The following is a 17,019-nucleotide window of genomic DNA, read 5'->3' on the forward strand; positions in this document are numbered from 1 at the left end:
AGTCGTTGGGTCAGACCCGGCCGGGAGGCGCTCATCTACATCATCACTGTCAGTCGTCGTCTTGTGCCTCCCACTGCTCGTTGCGCTCGCGTGCGTGCTGGAGGGCGTTCGCGGCCTCGGTCTCGGTGGCGTACGGGCCCATCCGGTCGCGGTCGGGACATCCGGGGCCGTGCTCGACCCGCTTGTGCTTGAGACAGAAGAACCACTCGCCGTCGTCGCTCATCGTCGCCTCCTGATCGACTTGTCATCGTTCCCCTCAGAGGCCACTACACTCCAACACCATGACGACGCAACTCCGTCCTGGCCGCGTCTCGCCGATGCGCACGGTGCCCGCGAACATCCCCCGCCCGGAGTACGTCGGCAAGAAGTTCCCCCGCACCGGTGAGCCCGACGTGAAGACGCCGGAGATCATCGAGCGGATGCGGGTGGCCGGCCGGATCGCGGCGCAGGCGATGGCCGAGGTCGCCAAGCACATCGAGCCCGGCGTCACCACCGACGAGCTCGACCGCATCGGGCACGAGTTCATGCTCGACCACGGCGCCTACCCCTCGACGCTCGGCTACCGCGGGTTCCCCAAGTCGCTGTGCACCTCGCTGAACGAGGTGATCTGCCACGGCATCCCCGACGACACGGTCGTGCGCGACGGCGACATCATCAACATCGACATCACCGCGTTCAAGGACGGCGTGCACGGCGACACCGACGCGACGTACCTCGTCGGCGACGTGGACGAGGAGTCCCGGCTGCTCGTCGACCGCACCCGGGAGGCCCTGACCCGTGCCATCAAGGCGGTGCGCCCCGGCCGGCGGCTCAACGTCATCGGCCGGGTCATCGAGTCCTACGCCAAGCGGTTCGGGTACGGCGTGGTCCGCGACTTCACCGGCCACGGCATCGGCACGACGTTCCACTCCGGGCTGATCGTGCCGCACTACGACGACGCGAACGCCTCGACCGTCATCGAGCCGGGCATGACGTTCACCATCGAGCCGATGCTGACCCTCGGCACGATCGAGTACGAGATCTGGCCCGACAAGTGGACGGTCGTGACGAAGGACCGCAAGCGCACCGCCCAGTTCGAGCACACCCTTCTCGTCACCGACGACGGCGCGGAGATCCTCACCCTCCCGTGAGATAACGCCGCGACGCGGGGTACGCAACGCCGTATGGCGGAACTAGGGACCTACCGCAGCAAACGCGACGCGCGCCGTACGCCGGAGCCGGTCCCGGCGGAGGGTCCGCTGCCCGAGGGCAACGACGACACGTTCGTCATCCAGGAGCACCACGCGCGGCGGCTGCACTGGGACTTCCGGCTCGAACGCGACGGCGTGCTCGTCTCGTGGGCGCTGCCCAAGGGTGTGCCGGACGACCCGAAGGTCAACCACCTCGCCGTGCACACCGAGGACCACCCGCTGGAGTACGCCTCGTTCGCCGGAGAGATCCCGCAGGGCGAGTACGGCGGCGGCCAGGTGATGATCTGGGACCGCGGCACGTACGAGACCGAGAAGTGGACCGAGCGCGAGGTCAAGATCGTGCTGCACGGCGGCCGGGTCTCGGGCCGGTACGTCCTGTTCCCCACCAACGGCAAGAACTGGATGATCCACCGGCTGGATCCGCCGGTCTCCCCCGACGCCGACCCGATGCCCGAGGACGTACGCCCGATCGTGCCGGAGAAGCGCACGCGGCTGCCGCGGCGGCACGACGAGTACGGTTACGAGTTCGCCTGGGGCGGCCGGCGGCTGATCGCCTACGGCGAGCGCGGGCCGGCGCGTGTCGTCGCCGCGGACGGCAGGCCCGCGAAGGCGCCGCGCGGGCTCGGCGAGGCGCTCGGGTCCCACCGGGCGGTCCTCGACGGCGAGCTGACCGACGCCGGCGGCGAGACGTACATGATCTACGACCTGCTCTACCTGGACGGGCGGTCGCTGCTGGACGAGCCGTACGAGCGTCGTCGCGAGCTCCTCGGCGAGCTGGGTCTGTCCGGTCCGCACTGGGAGACCGCGCCCTGGTTCGACGACGGCGAGGCGGTCCGGGAGGCGGCGCGCGAGCAGCGCCTTCCCGGAATCGTCGCCAAGCGCCTCGACGCGCCGTACCGGCCGGGTAAGGCCGACTGGCGCCTGATCCCGATCGGCGGCTGACACCGCCCCAGCGCCCTCGCCCGGCCCCCGCTGCGACCGAAATCTGACGAATTCCGCTGACACACGGTGAACGTCCGCATGTGTTCCGGCGCGTCGCGCAGCGTGGAGGGCCTCCGGCCCGTTACAGTCCGCGCGTGGTTATTACGCGGGCAAAGCGAGTGATGTACGCATGATGGGGCATACCCACGCCCTAGCGGGGGCTGTCGCGTGGCTGGGCCTCGTGCCCTTCCTCGCGGACTACGGAATGAAGATGACGCCCGGCGAGATCGTCGCCGGCTCCGTCGTCTGCGCGGGGGCGGCGCTGCTGCCCGACATCGACCACCACTCCGGCTCGATCGCCAACGCGCTCGGGCCGGTCACGAAGGTCGTGTGCAAGGGCGTCGCGTGGATCTCCGGCGGGCACCGCCACGCGACGCACTCCCTGTTCTTCATCGTGTTGATGACGTTCGGCACCGACCTGCTCGCCCAGTACTTCCGGCCCGGCTGGTGGGTGGAGCTCTTCCTGCTCATCTGCCTCGGGCTGCGCGGGGTCGGCATCCACGTCCCCGAGCGCGAGCACTTCAACGTGATCATCAACGGCGCCCTCGCGCTGGGCCTGACCTTCCTCATGATCGGCATGCACTTCGCCGGCCCGGGGATCGACCTGTTCATGGGTCACTACTACCTGGGCTGGGCGGGCCTGTCGGTGGGGCTCGGCTGCTTCATGCACATGTTCACCGACTGCCTCACCCCGGAAGGCTGCCCGGTGTTCTGGCCGTGGAAGAAGCGGTTCGAGATCCCGATCGTGCCGCGCACCAACGGCGTCGTCGAGAAGTGGGTGGTCACCCCGATCCTCACCCTCGGCGTGGTCGTCCTGGCGATCCGCACGTCGGCGGGCGGCTTCGCGGTGAACTGGCTCCAGCACAACCGCGGCTGAGCGCGAAACCGGCCCATCTCCCTTCTCCGGCAAAGGATGGGCCGGTCCGGCGTGCCGTAGGGCTTGCCGCCCGAGGCTGCTGGGAACAGCAGTGTGCGTGACTCCTCCGCTTCCTGATGGGAGCGGCTTCTCGCTAAGCCGCTTGCGCAGCGTCGCGAAGGGCAAGCCCTGCCCTCAAGATGTTGATCGCCGCGTTGACGTCGGCGTGCGCGGTATGCCCGCACGCCGTACACCCGAACACGGCCTGGGTGATGCGGTTCTCCTTCGCGCAATGCCCGCATTCGGCGCACGTGCGGGAGGTGTTGGCAGGGTTCACCGCGATCAGCTCCCGACCGGCGCTTTCAGCCTTGTGCGACAAGATCGTCAGGAACACCCCCCAACCCGCATCCAAGATCGAACGGTTCAGCCCGGACTTCGCGGCGGCGCCGTTGGGCAGGTGGCCGCCGCCGCCGTCCGGCTTGGGTGCTGCCCGTTCGGTCATGTCGGTGACCTTGAGCGCTTCGTCCGCGATCACGTCGTGGTCGCGGACCAGCCTCAGCGCGGCCTTGTGCGCACTGTCGAGGCGTTGCCGCCGCACCTTCGCGTGCAGGGCGGCGACACGGGCGACGGCCTTACGCCGCCGCCCAGCGGGCACATCGTCACACGACAGCACGACGAACCAGCGGGCGCCTTCCCGCCTCACGCCGATCGTCTTGACGGTGCCCAGCACACGCCGGTGCCGATGGACCCGCACATGCCCGACGCCCTGCAACCGCACGTAGGTCACGGTCGGGTGGTGGGGCCGGGAGTCCCACCGAGCCTGCTGGGAAGAGAACGACCACCGGCCCTGACCATCAAGGTCGTCGGCGCGGATGTGCTTCAACTCCGCCGACTGATCGCCGTACCGCACCCTCACCCCGGCTTTGCGGCAGGCCGTACGGCGGTGTTCCAAAGCGGCGTTGCACAACTCCCGGTGGTCCTCCAGGCACTGCGTGAGCGCGACGGCCTGCTTGCCGGTGGGGCGCAGCAGGAACTTGAACGACCTGCGCACACCCACCCCCTCACGCTCGGTAACGACAACACCACGCTATCGACTCGCACCGACAAAAACCGCAAGGAAATCTATGATGCGCAGACCTGACAGGCCAAGACACACCCGGGCCCTGGCGGCCCGCCCGCTCCCGATCCCCCCGTCGCCCAAAGGCGACGGTCCCCTCAGAAGACTCTGATGATGGAGCGACACACGCGGTCCGTCCTGGCGGTGCTCGCCGGGCTGGCGCTGATCGCGGGCTGCGGCACCAGGGCGCGCCGGGACACCCGGCCCAGCGCGGCGAGCGCGGGCACGCCCGTCACCGGCACCGTGCTCGAGCAGCAGTTCGAGCAGGTCGTCAAGAAGGTGCTGCCCTCCGTCGTGCAGATCAACACGGACTCGGGCCTCGGGTCGGGGATCGTCTATGACAACAAGGGCGACATCGTCACCAACGACCACGTCGTGGCGGGCGCACGGCGACTGCAGGTGACCACGCCGAGCTCCAAGAGGCCGCTGCCCGCCACGCTCGTCGGGGAGTTCTCCGCGAACGACCTCGCCGTCGTCCGGGTCAAGAACGCCCCGCTGACGCCGGCGACGTTCGGTGACTCCGCGCGGCTGGCCGTGGGCCAGATCGTGCTGGCGATGGGCAACCCGCTGGGGCTGTCCGGGAGCGTCACCAACGGCATCATCTCCGCGCTGGGGCGTACGGTCAGCTCCCAGCGCGAGGGCGCCTTCCCCGGCGCGACGATCGCCGGCGCCGTGCAGACGAGCGCGCCGATCAACCCGGGCAACAGCGGCGGCGCGCTGGTGACCCTGGCCAACCAGGTGGTGGGCATCCCGACGCTGACCGTCTCGGACCCGCAGATCGGCGGGGCGGCGGCGGGCATCGGATTCGCCATTCCGAGCAACACCGTCAAGCTCATCGCCGACCAGCTCATCGCCTCGGGCCGGGTCAAGGAGTCCGGACGCGCCGCGATCGGCGCCAAGGTGCGCACGGTGGTCGACCTGCGGGGCGAAGTCGAGGGCGTCGGCGTCGTCTCGGTGACGCCGGGCGGCCCCGCGGAGAAGGCCGGTATCGCCGCGGACGACGTCATCCTCTCGATCAACGGCGTCCGCACGCCGACGACGACGGCCCTGGCCGAGGCGCTCGCCGCCCTGAAGCCCGGCCAGAAGGTGAAGGCCCAGATCATGCGCCCCGACGGCGCACGGGAGACGGTGACGATCACCCTCGGGCAGCTCCCCGGCTAGCGCTTGTGTGGTGTGCACCGGCCGCCATCGGAAATCCCACTGAGGTACAGAGGCTCTCGCCTCGATTCGCTCAGCGGGGCTGGATGACCAGCTTGTTGTGCCGGAAGTCCAGGATCACGTTGCCGAACCGGCACAGCTCGTCCGAGCCCAGCAGGCCGGCCACGCCGATGCCGAGGTCGACGACCGACAGCGACCTACCGTGCATGGGCAGGCCGCCGAGCGTCCAACGGTGGACGCGGACGACCGGCACCATGCCGCTGCCCGTCACTCCCTGCACGGGATGCTGTTGCCCGGTGCGCGGCAGGCCCAGCCGGCGCACCAGGCTGCGGTCCACCGAGGAGTTGGAGGAGCCGGTGTCCAGCACGAACTCGTACGGCCCGTGCCCGTTGACCTTCATCGGCACGTAGACGAGCGTGCCTCCGTTCCCGCGGACCACCCGCATCGGCAGCGTGACCTCGCCCGGACGCGCCGTCGGCGAGGACGTCGGTGCCCGTCCGGACGGTGACGCGGCCATCGGATGGCCGGCCGGACGCGGGCTCTGGACCGCGCCGACACGGGAGTGAGCGCAGCCGATGGCGATCTGCAACGCCGCCGTCAGCAGCAGACCGGTGATCACAGTGCGGGACACAGGACGGACGTTCCCGCGTGAGGCTTTCCTTACCCGTGATCGTCAGCCCTGGTCACGTTACCGACGGGGAGGGTCTTCGCTGGTCAGGACGGTTTCGCGAGGGCACGGACCCGTTCGATCACGGGCGCGAACGCGTCCATGAACGGGCCGTGGACGGTGTAGTAGGTGAACCCGAAGCGCTCCCGGTCGCGCAGGATCTGCTCGGCCATCTGCTCGACCGTGCCGATGAGCAGGAAGGGGGTGTCGAGGATCTCCTCGACGGTCATCGTGTGTCCGTACCGCTCCAGCAGGCCCTCGGCGGCGGCCTCGCGGTCGTCGGTCTCCAGGACCAGCTGAATCAGCACGTGCCACTCGACCTGCCCGGCGCGGTCGCCCGCCCGCTCACGGGCGTACCGGACGCGCTCGGCCGCCTCCTCGGCGGTGCCGAGCCGGAAGGTGCCCGGCGGCCGTCCCTTGATCTGGTACAGCCCGGCGACCGCGATGATGTCGGCGTGCTCGGCGGCGATCCGCAGGACCCGGTCGCCCGTACCGCCGACGATCAGCGGCGGCCCGGACCCGCCGAAGCCCTGCCGCTGGACGGGCCCGAACGTCGGCAGGCCCAGCGCCTCCCGCGTCGCCGCGTGCTGCGGGTACCCTTCCGAGGCGAACAGCCGCCCCAGCTCCTCGATCACCTGTTCCAGCCGGTCCGCGCGCGGGCCGAAGGACTCCCACGGGATGCCGGCCTCGTCGAACTCCCACTTCATGTGCCCGGAGCCGAGACCGACTTCCAGGCGCCCGCCGGTGAGCACGTCGGTCGTGACCACCTCGCGGGCCAGCAGGGCCGGATTCCAGAACGCCGCGTTCAGCACGAGCGTGCCGACCTTCAGCCGTTCGGTGGCCGCCGCCGCGGCGACCAGGGCCGGGAACGGCGCGGCGAACCCCAGGTGGTCGGCGGCGAACACCGTGTCGTACCCGTACGCCTCGCCGCGCCGGCAGGTCTCGATGAACCGTTCGCGGGAGCCGACGTCGAGAAGGTCGAACGAGAAACGATAGTCAGCCATGTCCGTTACGCTGCCGCACCCCGCGGCCCGGCGCCATGGCCGTACGCCGGGGGGCGGAATCGCCGGAAGCGGAAAGACCGCGGATGAGCCATCCGGGCTGAGATCGCGCTATTCCTGCGGCGGAGACGCGGAGGCCGATGGAGGGCGCTTGTCGAGCGAGGCGAGGTAGGCGTTGTACTCGGCCAGCTCGTCGTCGGTCTGCGCCGCCTCGGCCCGGTCGGCCCGCCGTTCGAGCCGCCGCGCCAGCCGCTGGTCGTCGGCGTACCACTGGAACACCATCGCGATCAGCACGATGAAGGTCGGGATCTCGCCGAACGCCCAGGCGATCGCGCCGCCGGTGTGCTGGTCGGCCACGATCGAGGTGCCCCACGGACGGTGCAGCGCGGTGTACCACCCGGCCGCGAGCGGCTTGCCGAGGTTCATCAGCGCGATGCCGAAGAACGCGTGGAACGGCATCGTGACGAACAGCAGGAGCATCTTGGCCACGTACGGCAGCTTGCGCGGCGTCGGGTCGACGCCGATCAGCACCCAGAAGAACAGGATGCCGGAGGCGAGGAAGTGCACGAGCATCGCCAGGTGCCCGATGTGGGCGCGCATGAGGTAGCCGAACAGCGGCGTGAAGTACACCGTGTACGTGCTGGCGATGAAGATGACCGTGGCCGTGGCGGGATGGCCGATGAACCGCAGCGTCCGGCTGTGCAGGACGATCGTCAGCCATTCGCGCGGCCCGCGGTCGCCGCGGATCGCGGCGGGCTTCAGCGCGCGCAGCGCGAGCGTCACCGGGGCGCCGAGCACGAGCAGGATCGGGCTCAGCATCGACAGGACCATGTGCTGGATCATGTGCGTGCTGAACAGCACCGGGGAGTACGTCGCCATCCCGGTCATCGTGACCGCGACGATCGTGACCAGGCCGAGTCCCCAGGAGATCGTCCGGCCGACCGGCCAGGCGTCGCCGCGTGCGCGCAGCCGCGCGACGCCCGCGGCGTACAGGCCGGCGAGCACGATGACGAGCACGGCGAAGAACAGGTCCGGCCGCCACATCGTCGCGAGCCGCCCGACCGTGATCGGCGGCGGCATCGGGAATCCGATGACGCTGGTGACCGCGTCCTCGTTGGTGGTCACGGCGGGCGGGGCCGTACGGGCGAGCGCGACGGCGACGCCGAGGGTCGCGGCCATGACCATGATCTCCACCCCGGCGAGGCGGACGAACGCCCACGGCGGGCGGGTCACGGCCGGACGGGCGTAGCCCTTGGGGTTGTGCGCCATGAGGGCCGGCAGGGTGCGCTCGCGGTGCAGGTAGCCGAAGACCCCCAAGACGACGAACAGGGCCAGCTTGACCAGGACCAGCCGCCCGTAGTCGGTGGTGTAGAGCAGCGACGGGTCGGGCAGCCGGGAGACGGCGTTGGCGGCCCCGCTGACGCCCACGGCGACGTAGCACCACAGGGCCATCCGGCTGAACCGCCCGGCGGCGACGCCGAGATGGTCCCCGTCGTGCGTGGCGTGCCAGACGAGCGCGATCAGGCCGCCCACCCAGGGCGACAGCGCCAGGATGTGCATCGCCAGGCCGCTGATGGCCAGCTCGTGGTTGGGCGAGGACGAGGAGTGCCCGGTGAGCGGGGGCGGCAGCAGCGCGACGAGCGCCACGACCAGCAGGCCCGCGGCGCTGCCCGGCGTGGCGGCGGTGCGGGCCAGCAGCGCGATGAGCGCGGCGAGCAGCACCACGAACATCAGCGCCGTGCCCTGCGGGATCTGCCCGACGTAGCTGGACAGCTCACTGCCGCCGACGATCTTTCCGGCGGGTATGCCGAGGATGTCGGACACCGTGAAGATCAGCGTGGCGGCGGCGCCGGCCGCCCAGGCCGCGGCGATCCACGAGGCGCCCCGCAGGTAGCGGACGGCGTGCGGGTCGAGCACGCCGCGCGTCGACGGGAGCAGCACCGCGGCGCCGAGCAGGACGCCGACGGTCAGGGTGCCGCCGGCCTCCATGACGAAGCGGGAGACGGGCAGCCCCCAGCGGGTCAGCGTGCCGGCGTCGCTCAGCCCGGGGATCACCTGCTCGCGCAGCGCGCCGCCGGCGAGCCCGGCGACGACCATGACGCCGATGCCGATGATCGCGGCCGCCGCCGCGATGGCCACGCCCGGCCTACGCATGGAACCCGGCCTCGGGAGCGCGGGGGGTGCGACGGGCCGGTTCGCCGGCCCCGTTCGTAGCGCGACCGGACGGCGGGCCGATGAGACGCCCCCGGGTCGCGGGCACGCGGCGCGGTCGGCGCTCGGGCCGGTGAAGGTTCGTCATGGAGGCGAGGTCGATCTCTCAGAGGTGGACGGGCACCACGGACGTTCCCACCTTATTCACCACCGGGCAACGGCCCGCGCCGACTGGCCTTTTCGACGCGAACACTTGGTGATTTCGCGCCCCGCGCGCCGCGCCGGCCACTGCCGGCCTCACCGGTCGCCGGCGGCGCACCGCGGGGTGTCCGGACCGTAGGTCACAGGCCCGCGCAGTTCAGTGCGTTCCGGTACGCCTCGGTGCGGCGTTCTTCGTCACCGGTCTGCGACAGCAGCTCGGCGAGGTTGAACCAGCCCTCGGCCGCCTCGCGGGAGGGCTCCATCCGCCGCAGGCACTCCATGGCCCGGTCGAGCACCTCGACCGCGGACTCCGCGCGGTCGAGGCGGATGCGGGCCTCCGCCAGCACGATGAGCGCGCCGGCGGTGGCCGGACGCGGCTCGTCGCCGAGCAGGTCGAGGGCCTCAGTGGCGCGGTCGGCCGCCTTGCGCGGCTGGCCGAGCGCGAGCTCGGCGCGGGCCAGCTCGGTCAGGCACCGGGCGATGTCGATTCCGCCGGCCGCCGTGGCGGTCATCTCCCGCGTCGCCCGCTGCAGCTCGTCGCGGGCGCGTTCGGCGTCGTCCGGACGGGCCAGGAGCATCAGCGTGCCGTACTCGCCGCGCAGACGGCTGAGGTTGCGCAGGTCGGCGGCCTCGCCGAGGAGCGCCAGGGCGCGCTCGCCGTACGTCACGGCCTTCTCGAAGTCGGCCTGGTAACGGGCGACGATGGCCGCCTCCCAGTAGGCGGCCATGCGGGCGGCCGGGCTGCCGATCGCGTCCGCCTGCTCGATCAGGCGCTCGGCGAGCTGCCCGCCGCTGACCAGGTCACCGCGTTCGAGGTAGGCGCCGACCAGCGTCGCGCCGAGCTTGACCGCCTCGTCGCTCCACGGACCGGACCGTCCGGTGACGCGCGCGAAGGCGCCCTCGGCCACGGCGACGCTGCGCGCGGCGTCGCCCTTCTCCCGGTGGCAGCGTGACATCGCGATGTTGAGCCGGATCCATTCCTCGGTGTCGTAGTCGGGTGACAGCACCGCGGCGAGGGCGGCGAACTCCCCGATCGCCTCGTCGAGCTCGCCCGTCGCCTCCAGCGCGAGCGCGTGCGCCCAGCGGGCCCGGCGGGCGTACTCCGGCAGTGAGGCGAGGTCGGGGTCGGCCAGCAGCTCGGTGAGCCGGTCACGGGCCTCCGCCGCCTCGCCGTTCTGCAGGGCGATCTCGGCGTACTCGAGCGTCACGCGCATCTGGTCCTGGACGTGCTCGTCGATGCCGCTGGACAGGTACGAGGGCGAACAGCCCAGCTTGCGGGCCAGCAACCGCACGACGTCGGGCGTCGGTATGCGCTTACCGCTCTCGATCAGGGAAACGTAACTATCGGACAGCTCCGGGAGGGCCAACTGCGCCTGTGACAGACCCTGACGAATCCGCGTCATCCGGATTCTTTGCCCGAGTGTTACTTGACTGTCCACATTTACCTGCTTTTACTCGAACGCTTAATGGAGGCCGTTCGCATGAACCGACTCATGAGAGCCGTGACCATGCTCGTGGTGGTAACCGGTATTTCGCTCGGCGCCGGGAGCACGCCCGCGACCGCCGCCGTCATCAGCGCCGGCCACTCCGGTCCACCCGGAGTGTTCCACTGCTGCTGACGTCCTTCTCTTAAAAGGATAGTTTTCTCCGGCTTCTTCCAGAAGCATCTGGCGAAAGATGGCGGAGGCGCGTCCGCGGGGCCCGCCGACATCGGCCCCGCGGACCGACTCATATGCGGCATATCGGGAGATCTCGCCAAAGAGCGCCGCCGGTTTCGTGAGATCGTCCCAGTCTCTTTCTCCTCCGCGCCTGCTCTACTGCGCTGAGTGGCGGGTAGAGACGGGAGGTGGGCGTCGTGACGCAGCAGGACGGTCCGTACGCACGAGAGGGCGCACCGGTCACCGGGCGCTCGTTCGCGGGCGGCGTCGGCGACAGCGCGGTCCGCCCGGACGGCGTGCTGAAGGTCCGGGGCGCCTTCGCCTACTCCTCCGACCTGTGGATGGACGGCATGCTGTGGGGCGCCACGCTGCGCAGCCCGCACCCCAGCGCCGCGATCCGCGGCATCGACGTCACCGAGGCGCTCCGGCTCCCCGGCGTGTACGCGGTGCTCACCCACGAGGACGTCCCCGGCGCCAAGCACTACGGCCTGGAGCTGAAGGACCAGCCCGTCCTCGCCATCGACCAGGTCCGCTACCAGGGCGAAGCCGTGGCGATCGTGGCCGCGGACCACCCCGAGACCGCCCGCCGGGCCTGCGACCTCATCGAGGTGGACTACGAGGTACGCGAGCCGGTGACCGACGCGCGGGCCGCCGCTCTCGACCCCGCCTGCCCGAAGGTGCACGAGCGCGGCAACGTCGTACGGCACCAGCCGGTGCGGACCGGCGAGGTGTTCACCGCCGACGTGGTCGTCACCGGCGAGTACGAGGTGGGCATGCAGGACCAGGCGTTCCTCGGCCCGGAGTCGGGGCTCGCCGTGCCGGCCGAGGACGGCGGCGTCGACCTGTTCATCGCCACCCAGTGGCTGCACGTCGACCAGGAGCAGATCGCCCCGGTGCTGGGCCTGCCGCCGGAGAAGGTCCGGCTCACCCTGTCGGGCGTGGGCGGCGCGTTCGGCGCGCGCGAGGACCTGTCGATGCAGGTCCACGCGTGCCTGCTCGCACTCCACACGGCCCGCCCGGTCAAGATCGTCTACGGCCGCGAGGAGTCCTTCTCCGGCCACGTCCACCGCCACCCGGCGACCCTGCGCTACGAGCACGGCGCCGATCGGGACGGCCGGCTGGTCTACGTCAAGGCCGAGATCATCCTCGACGGCGGGGCGTACTGCTCGTCCACGCCCGCGGTGGTCGGCAACGCCGCCTCGCTCGGCGCGGGCCCGTACGACGTGCCGAACGTCATGATCGACGCCTACGGCGTGTACACCAACAACCCGCCGTGCGGGGCGATGCGCGGCTTCGGCGCCGTGCAGGCCTGCTTCGCCTACGAGTCGCAGATGGACCGGCTCGCCGAGGCGTGCGGGCTGGACCCGGTCGAGATCCGGGTGCGCAACGCGCTGTCGGAGGGCTCACGCCTGCCGACCGGGCAGGTCGTCGACATGCCCGCGCCGCTCACCGCCATGCTGCGCCGCGTCCGTGACTTCCCGATGCCCCCGCCGCCCGACACCGGCGACCTGCGGAACCTCCCCGGCGGCGTGTCCAACACGACGCACGGCGAGGGCGTCGTCCGCGGCGTCGGGTACGGCATCGGCATCAAGAACATCTGCTACTCCGAGGGGTTCGACGACCTGTCCACCGCCCGGGTGCGGCTGGAGGTGTCCGGCGGCGAGCCGGTCGTGCTGGTGCACACCGCCGCCGCCGAGGTCGGGCAGGGCCTGGTCACCCTGCAGGCGCAGATCGCCCGGACCGAGCTGGGCGTCGACCGGGTGACCGTCGCGCCCGCGGACACGACCGTCGGCTCCGCGGGCTCCTCCAGCGCGTCGCGCCAGTCGTACATGACCGGGGGTGCCGTACGCGCCGCCTGCGAGGCCGTACGGGAGCGGGTGCTGCGTCTCGCCGGGATGCCCGGCGGCACGCTCCGCGGCGGGCACGTCGTCGCCGGCGACGCCGCGGTCCCGCTCGCCGAGGTGCTCGGCGGCCGGGTCGTCGAGGAGACGCGGGAGTTCCACCACCGGCCGACGGCGCCGCTGGACCCGCGCACCGGCCAGGGCGACTCGCACACGCAGTTCGCCTTCTGCGTGCACCGGGCGGTGGTCGACGTGGACGTCGAGCTGGGCCTGGTCAAGGTGGTCGAGCTGGCCGCCGTGCAGGACGTCGGCAAGATCCTCAACCCGGTCGCGCTGGAGGGCCAGATCCACGGCGGCACGGCCCAGGGGCTCGGCCTCGCGCTCATGGAGGAGATCCAGGTGCGGGAGGGGCGCATCCGCAACCCGTCCTTCACCGACTACCTCATCCCCACGATCCTCGACATGCCGCCGATGCGCCTGCGCGTCCTCGAACATCCCGACCCGCACGCGCCGTACGGGCTGCGGGGCGCCGGTGAGCCGCCCACGCTGTCCTCGACGCCGGCGATCGTGGCCGCCGTGCGCGACGCCTGCGGCGCGCCGCTCACGCGGGTGCCGGTGCGCCCGGAGCACATCGTGGGCGCCTACGGCGGCGTCCGCGAAGTCCTGGCCTGAGACGGCGCCGTCGGGGGATTCCTTTACTCTTCTCCGCGTCACCCCCCGATCGGAGGTTCGCAGTGCTCGTACACCCCTGGGATTCGGCCGAAGACGACGAATGGCGCGCCTGGCTCGCCGAGCGTGACTTCGGGCAGCTGATCGCGGGCGGGCGCGACCGCGACCTGCCGGTCGTGGTGCCCACCCACTTCGTCTTCGACGGCGAGCGGACGGTGTGGCTGCACCTCGCGCGGCCCAACCCGGTCTGGGAGCCGCTCGAAGAGCGTCCGCGCGCCCTGCTCACCGTGATCGACGACTACACCTACATCCCCTCGGACTGGAACACCGCGCCCGGCGGCGCGGTCGAGCGCGGGGTGCCGACGTCGTACTACGCGACCGTGCAGCTGGCCTGCGACGTCCGCGTCGTCGACGACCCCGCGGAGAAGGCCGCGATCCTCGACCGGCAGCTCGCCCACTTCGAGCCGGGTTCGGCGCGGCTCCCGGTCGCGGCCGAGGAGGACCCGGACCGGCGGCTGATGCCCGGCATCCGCGGGCTCCAGCTGACCGTCACCGGCGTGCGGGCCAAGTTCAAGTACGGCGGGAACAAGGACGCCGCCCATGTCCGGGAGATCGCCGACCGGCTCGAGGAGCGCGGGACCCGGGCCGACATCGCGGCCCGCCAGCACGCGCTGCGGCGCCGGTAAGAGCCCGTGTGGACAGGGGCGCGCAGGAGCGGAGTTCCCATCCGCGCGGGCTCTGAATACCGCCCGGAAGACATATTTAGGTAGCGTTAAGAACTGGTGTGCCGGGAAGTCTGGTCGGCGCTGTCCTTGGTGACCCTCGGGGAAGGCAGTGCCATGACCGACGTCGAACCCTTCGGCCGGGCCGTTCTGCTGGTCGCGCTGATCGGCACGATGGCCGTGCTGTCGAGCCGGTTCGGCGAACGCCTGCGGGTGCCGGGCCCGGCGATCTTCCTGGTGGGCGCGGCGGTCGCCTCCGCCCTGTGGCCCGGCCTCGGCACCGTCGGGATACCCGCCGTCGAGGAGATCGTCACCGTCGCGCTGACCGTGATCCTCTTCGACGGCGGCATGAACATCGGCCGCCGCCGGTTCCGCTCGGCGCCCGGCGCCACGCTGTGGCTCGGCGTGGCCGGCACGCTCGTCACCGCCGTGGCCACGGCGGTCCTGGCCCACGAGGCGTTCGGCCTCGACTGGCGCATCGCGATGCTGCTCGGCACCGCGCTCTCCCCCACCGACCCGGCCGTGGTCTTCTCCGTGCTGGGGAGGCGGGAGATCGCCGGGCGCACCGGCACGCTGCTGGAGGGCGAGTCGGGCGCGAACGACCCCGTCGGCATCGCGCTGATGGTGGCGCTGCTGGGCGCGGGTGGCGCGAGCTGGCACTCCGCCGGAGAGGTCGTCGTCGAGTTCTGCCGGCAGATGGTGATCGGGGCGGCCGTCGGCATCGCGGGCGGCCTGCTCCTGCTGGCCTTCATGCGGCGCGTGCCGCTCCCCGCCGCGGGCCTGTACGCGCTGCGGGTCCTCTTCGGCGCTCTGGTGATCTACGGCCTGGGGACCCTCGCGCACGGCTCGGGCTTCCTGGCGGTGTTCACGGCCGGCATCGTGCTGGGCGACGAGCGCGCGCCGTACAAGCGGGAGATCGAACGGTTCCACTCGTCGCTGGCGAGCCTCGGTGAGATCGTCGCGTTCATCATGCTCGGGCTGACCATCAGGGTCCGCGACCTGCCGCACGGCGGGGCGCTCTGGATCGGCCTGCTGCTCGCGCTGGCGCTGGCCTTCGTCATCCGCCCGGTCTTCGTCGGACTCGTCCTGCTGCCGGTCCGGCTCCGGCGGTCCGAACGGGTCTTCGTGCTCTGGACGGGGTTGAAGGGCGCGGTGCCCATCCTCCTCGGCACCTTCATCCTGCAGGCCGGGGTGCCGGACGCCGAGCGGGCGTACGCGATCATCTTCGTGGTCGTGGCGTTCTCGGTGATCGTGCAGGGCGGGACGGTGCCCACCCTCACGCACCGGCTCGGCATACCGCTGCGCGTGGTCGAACCCGAGCCCTGGAGCCTGGGCGTACGCTTTCAGGAGGAGCCGGAGGGGCTGCACCGCTACCAGGTCGCGCCGGGCTCCCCCGCCGACGGAGCGACCGTCGACGACCTTCCGTGCGGCGAGGACGCCTGGGTGAGCTTCGTGATCCGGGAGGGCCGCCTGGTCCCGGTACGCTCCGGCACCGAGATGCAGGCCGGCGACGAGGTGCTGGTCCTGGCGGACGACGCGCCGCATCTCGAAACCGTCTTCACGAAGGCGGACGACACGCCCAGGACGTGACAGTGTGTCAGCATCCTTGGGGATAGCAATACATGCTGCTCATCGCGATTCTGGTCGTCCTCGTCGCACCCTTGGTGAGGAACATAATTGAGGGAGGCATCGTGAGGGTCGGCGTACCGCGCGAGATCAAAAATAACGAGTACCGCGTCGCCATGACGCCGGCCGGCGCGCACGAGCTGGTGCGCCACGGCCACGACGTCTTCGTCGAGCGCGACGCCGGCGCGGGCTCGAACATCCCCGATGAGGACTACATCGGCGCCGGGGCCAAGATCCTTGAGACCGCCGACGACGTGTGGGAGACCGGCGAGCTGATCCTGAAGGTCAAGGAGCCGATCGAGCCGGAGTACCACCGGATGCGCCGGGGGCAGACGCTCTTCACCTACCTGCACCTCGCCGCGTCGCGCGCCTGCACCGACGCGCTCCTCGGCTCCGGGGTCACCTCGATCGCCTATGAGACCGTGCAGCTGCCGAACCGCTCGCTGCCGCTGCTCGCGCCCATGTCCGAGGTGGCCGGGCGGCTCGCCCCGCAGGTCGGCGCGTACAACCTGATGAAGTTCAACGGCGGGCGCGGCGTGCTGCCCGGCGGTGTCCCCGGCGTGGCTCCGGCCAAGGTCGTGGTCATCGGCGGCGGCGTCTCCGGCCTGAACGCCGCTCAGATCGCCGTCGGCATGGGCGCCGACGTCACGATCATGGACGTCAACATCGACCGGCTCCGCCACATCGACTCGATCTACCAGGGCCGCCTGAAGACCCTGATGTCCAACACGTACGCCATCGAGCGTGCCGTGCTCGACGCCGACCTGGTCATCGGCGCGGTGCTGATCCCCGGCGCGAAGGCGCCCACGCTGGTCTCCAACCACCTGGTCGCCCGGATGAAGCCCGGCTCGGTGCTGGTCGACATCGCCATCGACCAGGGCGGCTGCTTCGAGGACTCCCGTCCGACGACGCACGACGATCCGACCTACACGGTGCACGACTCGGTCTTCTACTGCGTCGCGAACATGCCGGGCTCGGTGCCCAACACCTCCACGTACGCGCTGACCAACGTCACCCTGCCGTACGCCATCGCGCTGGCCGGCAAGGGCTGGCGGCAGGCCGTGACCGACGACCGGGCGCTGGCGCAGGGCCTCAGCACGCACGAGGGACGCCTCACCAGCTACCCGGTCGCCGAGGCTCACGGGCTCGACCACGTGGAGCTGGACGAACTTCTCGTCTGA

The 17,019-nt window shown here is 71.1% G+C and carries 14 protein-coding genes; 8 read left to right on the plus strand and 6 right to left on the minus strand.

Annotated elements, in window-relative coordinates; all coding sequences use genetic code 11:
• Window positions 1-49 precede the first annotated feature (49 nt).
• Window positions 50-223: a hypothetical protein gene (locus ABEA10_RS12850; RefSeq protein ID WP_329257579.1), complete on the minus strand. Its 174-nt coding sequence runs from the start codon at window positions 221-223 to the stop codon at window positions 50-52.
• Window positions 224-281: 58 nt separating this feature from the next.
• On the opposite strand from ABEA10_RS12850, the gene map reads away from it, so the two are divergent.
• The 3 genes from map to ABEA10_RS12865 all read left to right on the plus strand — a co-directional run bounded on the left by map (window position 282) and on the right by ABEA10_RS12865 (window position 3,048).
• Window positions 282-1,130: a type I methionyl aminopeptidase gene (gene map, locus ABEA10_RS12855; protein WP_345462254.1), complete on the plus strand. Its 849-nt coding sequence runs from the start codon at window positions 282-284 to the stop codon at window positions 1,128-1,130.
• Between the two features lie 33 nt (window positions 1,131-1,163).
• On the plus strand, window positions 1,164-2,132 hold the full coding sequence (locus ABEA10_RS12860; protein WP_345462257.1) for a DNA polymerase ligase N-terminal domain-containing protein: 969 nt from the start codon (window positions 1,164-1,166) through the stop codon (window positions 2,130-2,132).
• A gap of 172 nt (window positions 2,133-2,304) precedes the next feature.
• Window positions 2,305-3,048 carry a metal-dependent hydrolase gene (locus tag ABEA10_RS12865; protein WP_345463065.1) on the plus strand — a complete coding sequence of 248 codons (744 nt, stop codon included), beginning with the start codon at window positions 2,305-2,307 and terminating at the stop codon, window positions 3,046-3,048.
• Window positions 3,049-3,181: 133 nt separating this feature from the next.
• Here ABEA10_RS12865 and ABEA10_RS12870 read toward each other — a convergent pair whose 3' ends face one another.
• Window positions 3,182-4,078 (minus strand): RNA-guided endonuclease InsQ/TnpB family protein, encoded by an 897-nt coding sequence (locus tag ABEA10_RS12870; protein ID WP_345462260.1) that lies wholly within the window; start codon window positions 4,076-4,078, stop codon window positions 3,182-3,184.
• Between the two features lie 177 nt (window positions 4,079-4,255).
• On the opposite strand from ABEA10_RS12870, the gene ABEA10_RS12875 reads away from it, so the two are divergent.
• Entirely contained in the window at window positions 4,256-5,305 is a 1,050-nt protein-coding gene (locus tag ABEA10_RS12875; protein ID WP_345462263.1) for a S1C family serine protease, read from the plus strand.
• Between the two features lie 70 nt (window positions 5,306-5,375).
• Here the strand turns inward: ABEA10_RS12875 and ABEA10_RS12880 are convergent, their stop codons facing one another.
• From ABEA10_RS12880 to ABEA10_RS12895, 4 genes are all read right to left on the minus strand, one after another.
• Window positions 5,376-5,933: a retropepsin-like aspartic protease gene (locus ABEA10_RS12880; RefSeq protein ID WP_345462266.1), complete on the minus strand. Its 558-nt coding sequence runs from the start codon at window positions 5,931-5,933 to the stop codon at window positions 5,376-5,378.
• Between the two features lie 83 nt (window positions 5,934-6,016).
• On the minus strand, window positions 6,017-6,973 hold the full coding sequence (locus tag ABEA10_RS12885) for a TIGR03621 family F420-dependent LLM class oxidoreductase (protein ID WP_345462269.1): 957 nt from the start codon (window positions 6,971-6,973) through the stop codon (window positions 6,017-6,019).
• A 108-nt stretch (window positions 6,974-7,081) separates the two neighbouring features.
• The gene (locus ABEA10_RS12890) at window positions 7,082-9,124 is read right to left on the minus strand and encodes a bifunctional copper resistance protein CopD/cytochrome c oxidase assembly protein (RefSeq protein ID WP_345462272.1); all 2,043 of its coding nucleotides are present in this window, start codon (window positions 9,122-9,124) and stop codon (window positions 7,082-7,084) included.
• Between the two features lie 338 nt (window positions 9,125-9,462).
• Window positions 9,463-10,761 carry a helix-turn-helix domain-containing protein gene (locus tag ABEA10_RS12895; RefSeq protein ID WP_345462275.1) on the minus strand — a complete coding sequence of 433 codons (1,299 nt, stop codon included), beginning with the start codon at window positions 10,759-10,761 and terminating at the stop codon, window positions 9,463-9,465.
• A gap of 515 nt (window positions 10,762-11,276) precedes the next feature.
• Between ABEA10_RS12895 and pucD the strand changes: the two genes are divergently transcribed.
• The 4 genes from pucD to ald all read left to right on the plus strand — a co-directional run bounded on the left by pucD (window position 11,277) and on the right by ald (window position 17,019).
• Window positions 11,277-13,493 carry a xanthine dehydrogenase subunit D gene (pucD, locus tag ABEA10_RS12900; RefSeq protein WP_425550905.1) on the plus strand — a complete coding sequence of 739 codons (2,217 nt, stop codon included), beginning with the start codon at window positions 11,277-11,279 and terminating at the stop codon, window positions 13,491-13,493.
• 62 nt (window positions 13,494-13,555) lie between these two features.
• Window positions 13,556-14,176 (plus strand): FMN-binding negative transcriptional regulator, encoded by a 621-nt coding sequence (locus ABEA10_RS12905; RefSeq protein WP_345462281.1) that lies wholly within the window; start codon window positions 13,556-13,558, stop codon window positions 14,174-14,176.
• 153 nt (window positions 14,177-14,329) lie between these two features.
• Entirely contained in the window at window positions 14,330-15,802 is a 1,473-nt protein-coding gene (locus tag ABEA10_RS12910) for a potassium/proton antiporter (protein ID WP_345462284.1), read from the plus strand.
• Window positions 15,803-15,903: 101 nt separating this feature from the next.
• Window positions 15,904-17,019 (plus strand): alanine dehydrogenase, encoded by a 1,116-nt coding sequence (gene ald / locus ABEA10_RS12915; RefSeq protein ID WP_345462287.1) that lies wholly within the window; start codon window positions 15,904-15,906, stop codon window positions 17,017-17,019.

Origin of the sequence: Actinoallomurus oryzae, assembly GCF_039541955.1 — a bacterium.
Lineage (GTDB): Bacteria > Actinomycetota > Actinomycetes > Streptosporangiales > Streptosporangiaceae > Actinoallomurus > Actinoallomurus oryzae.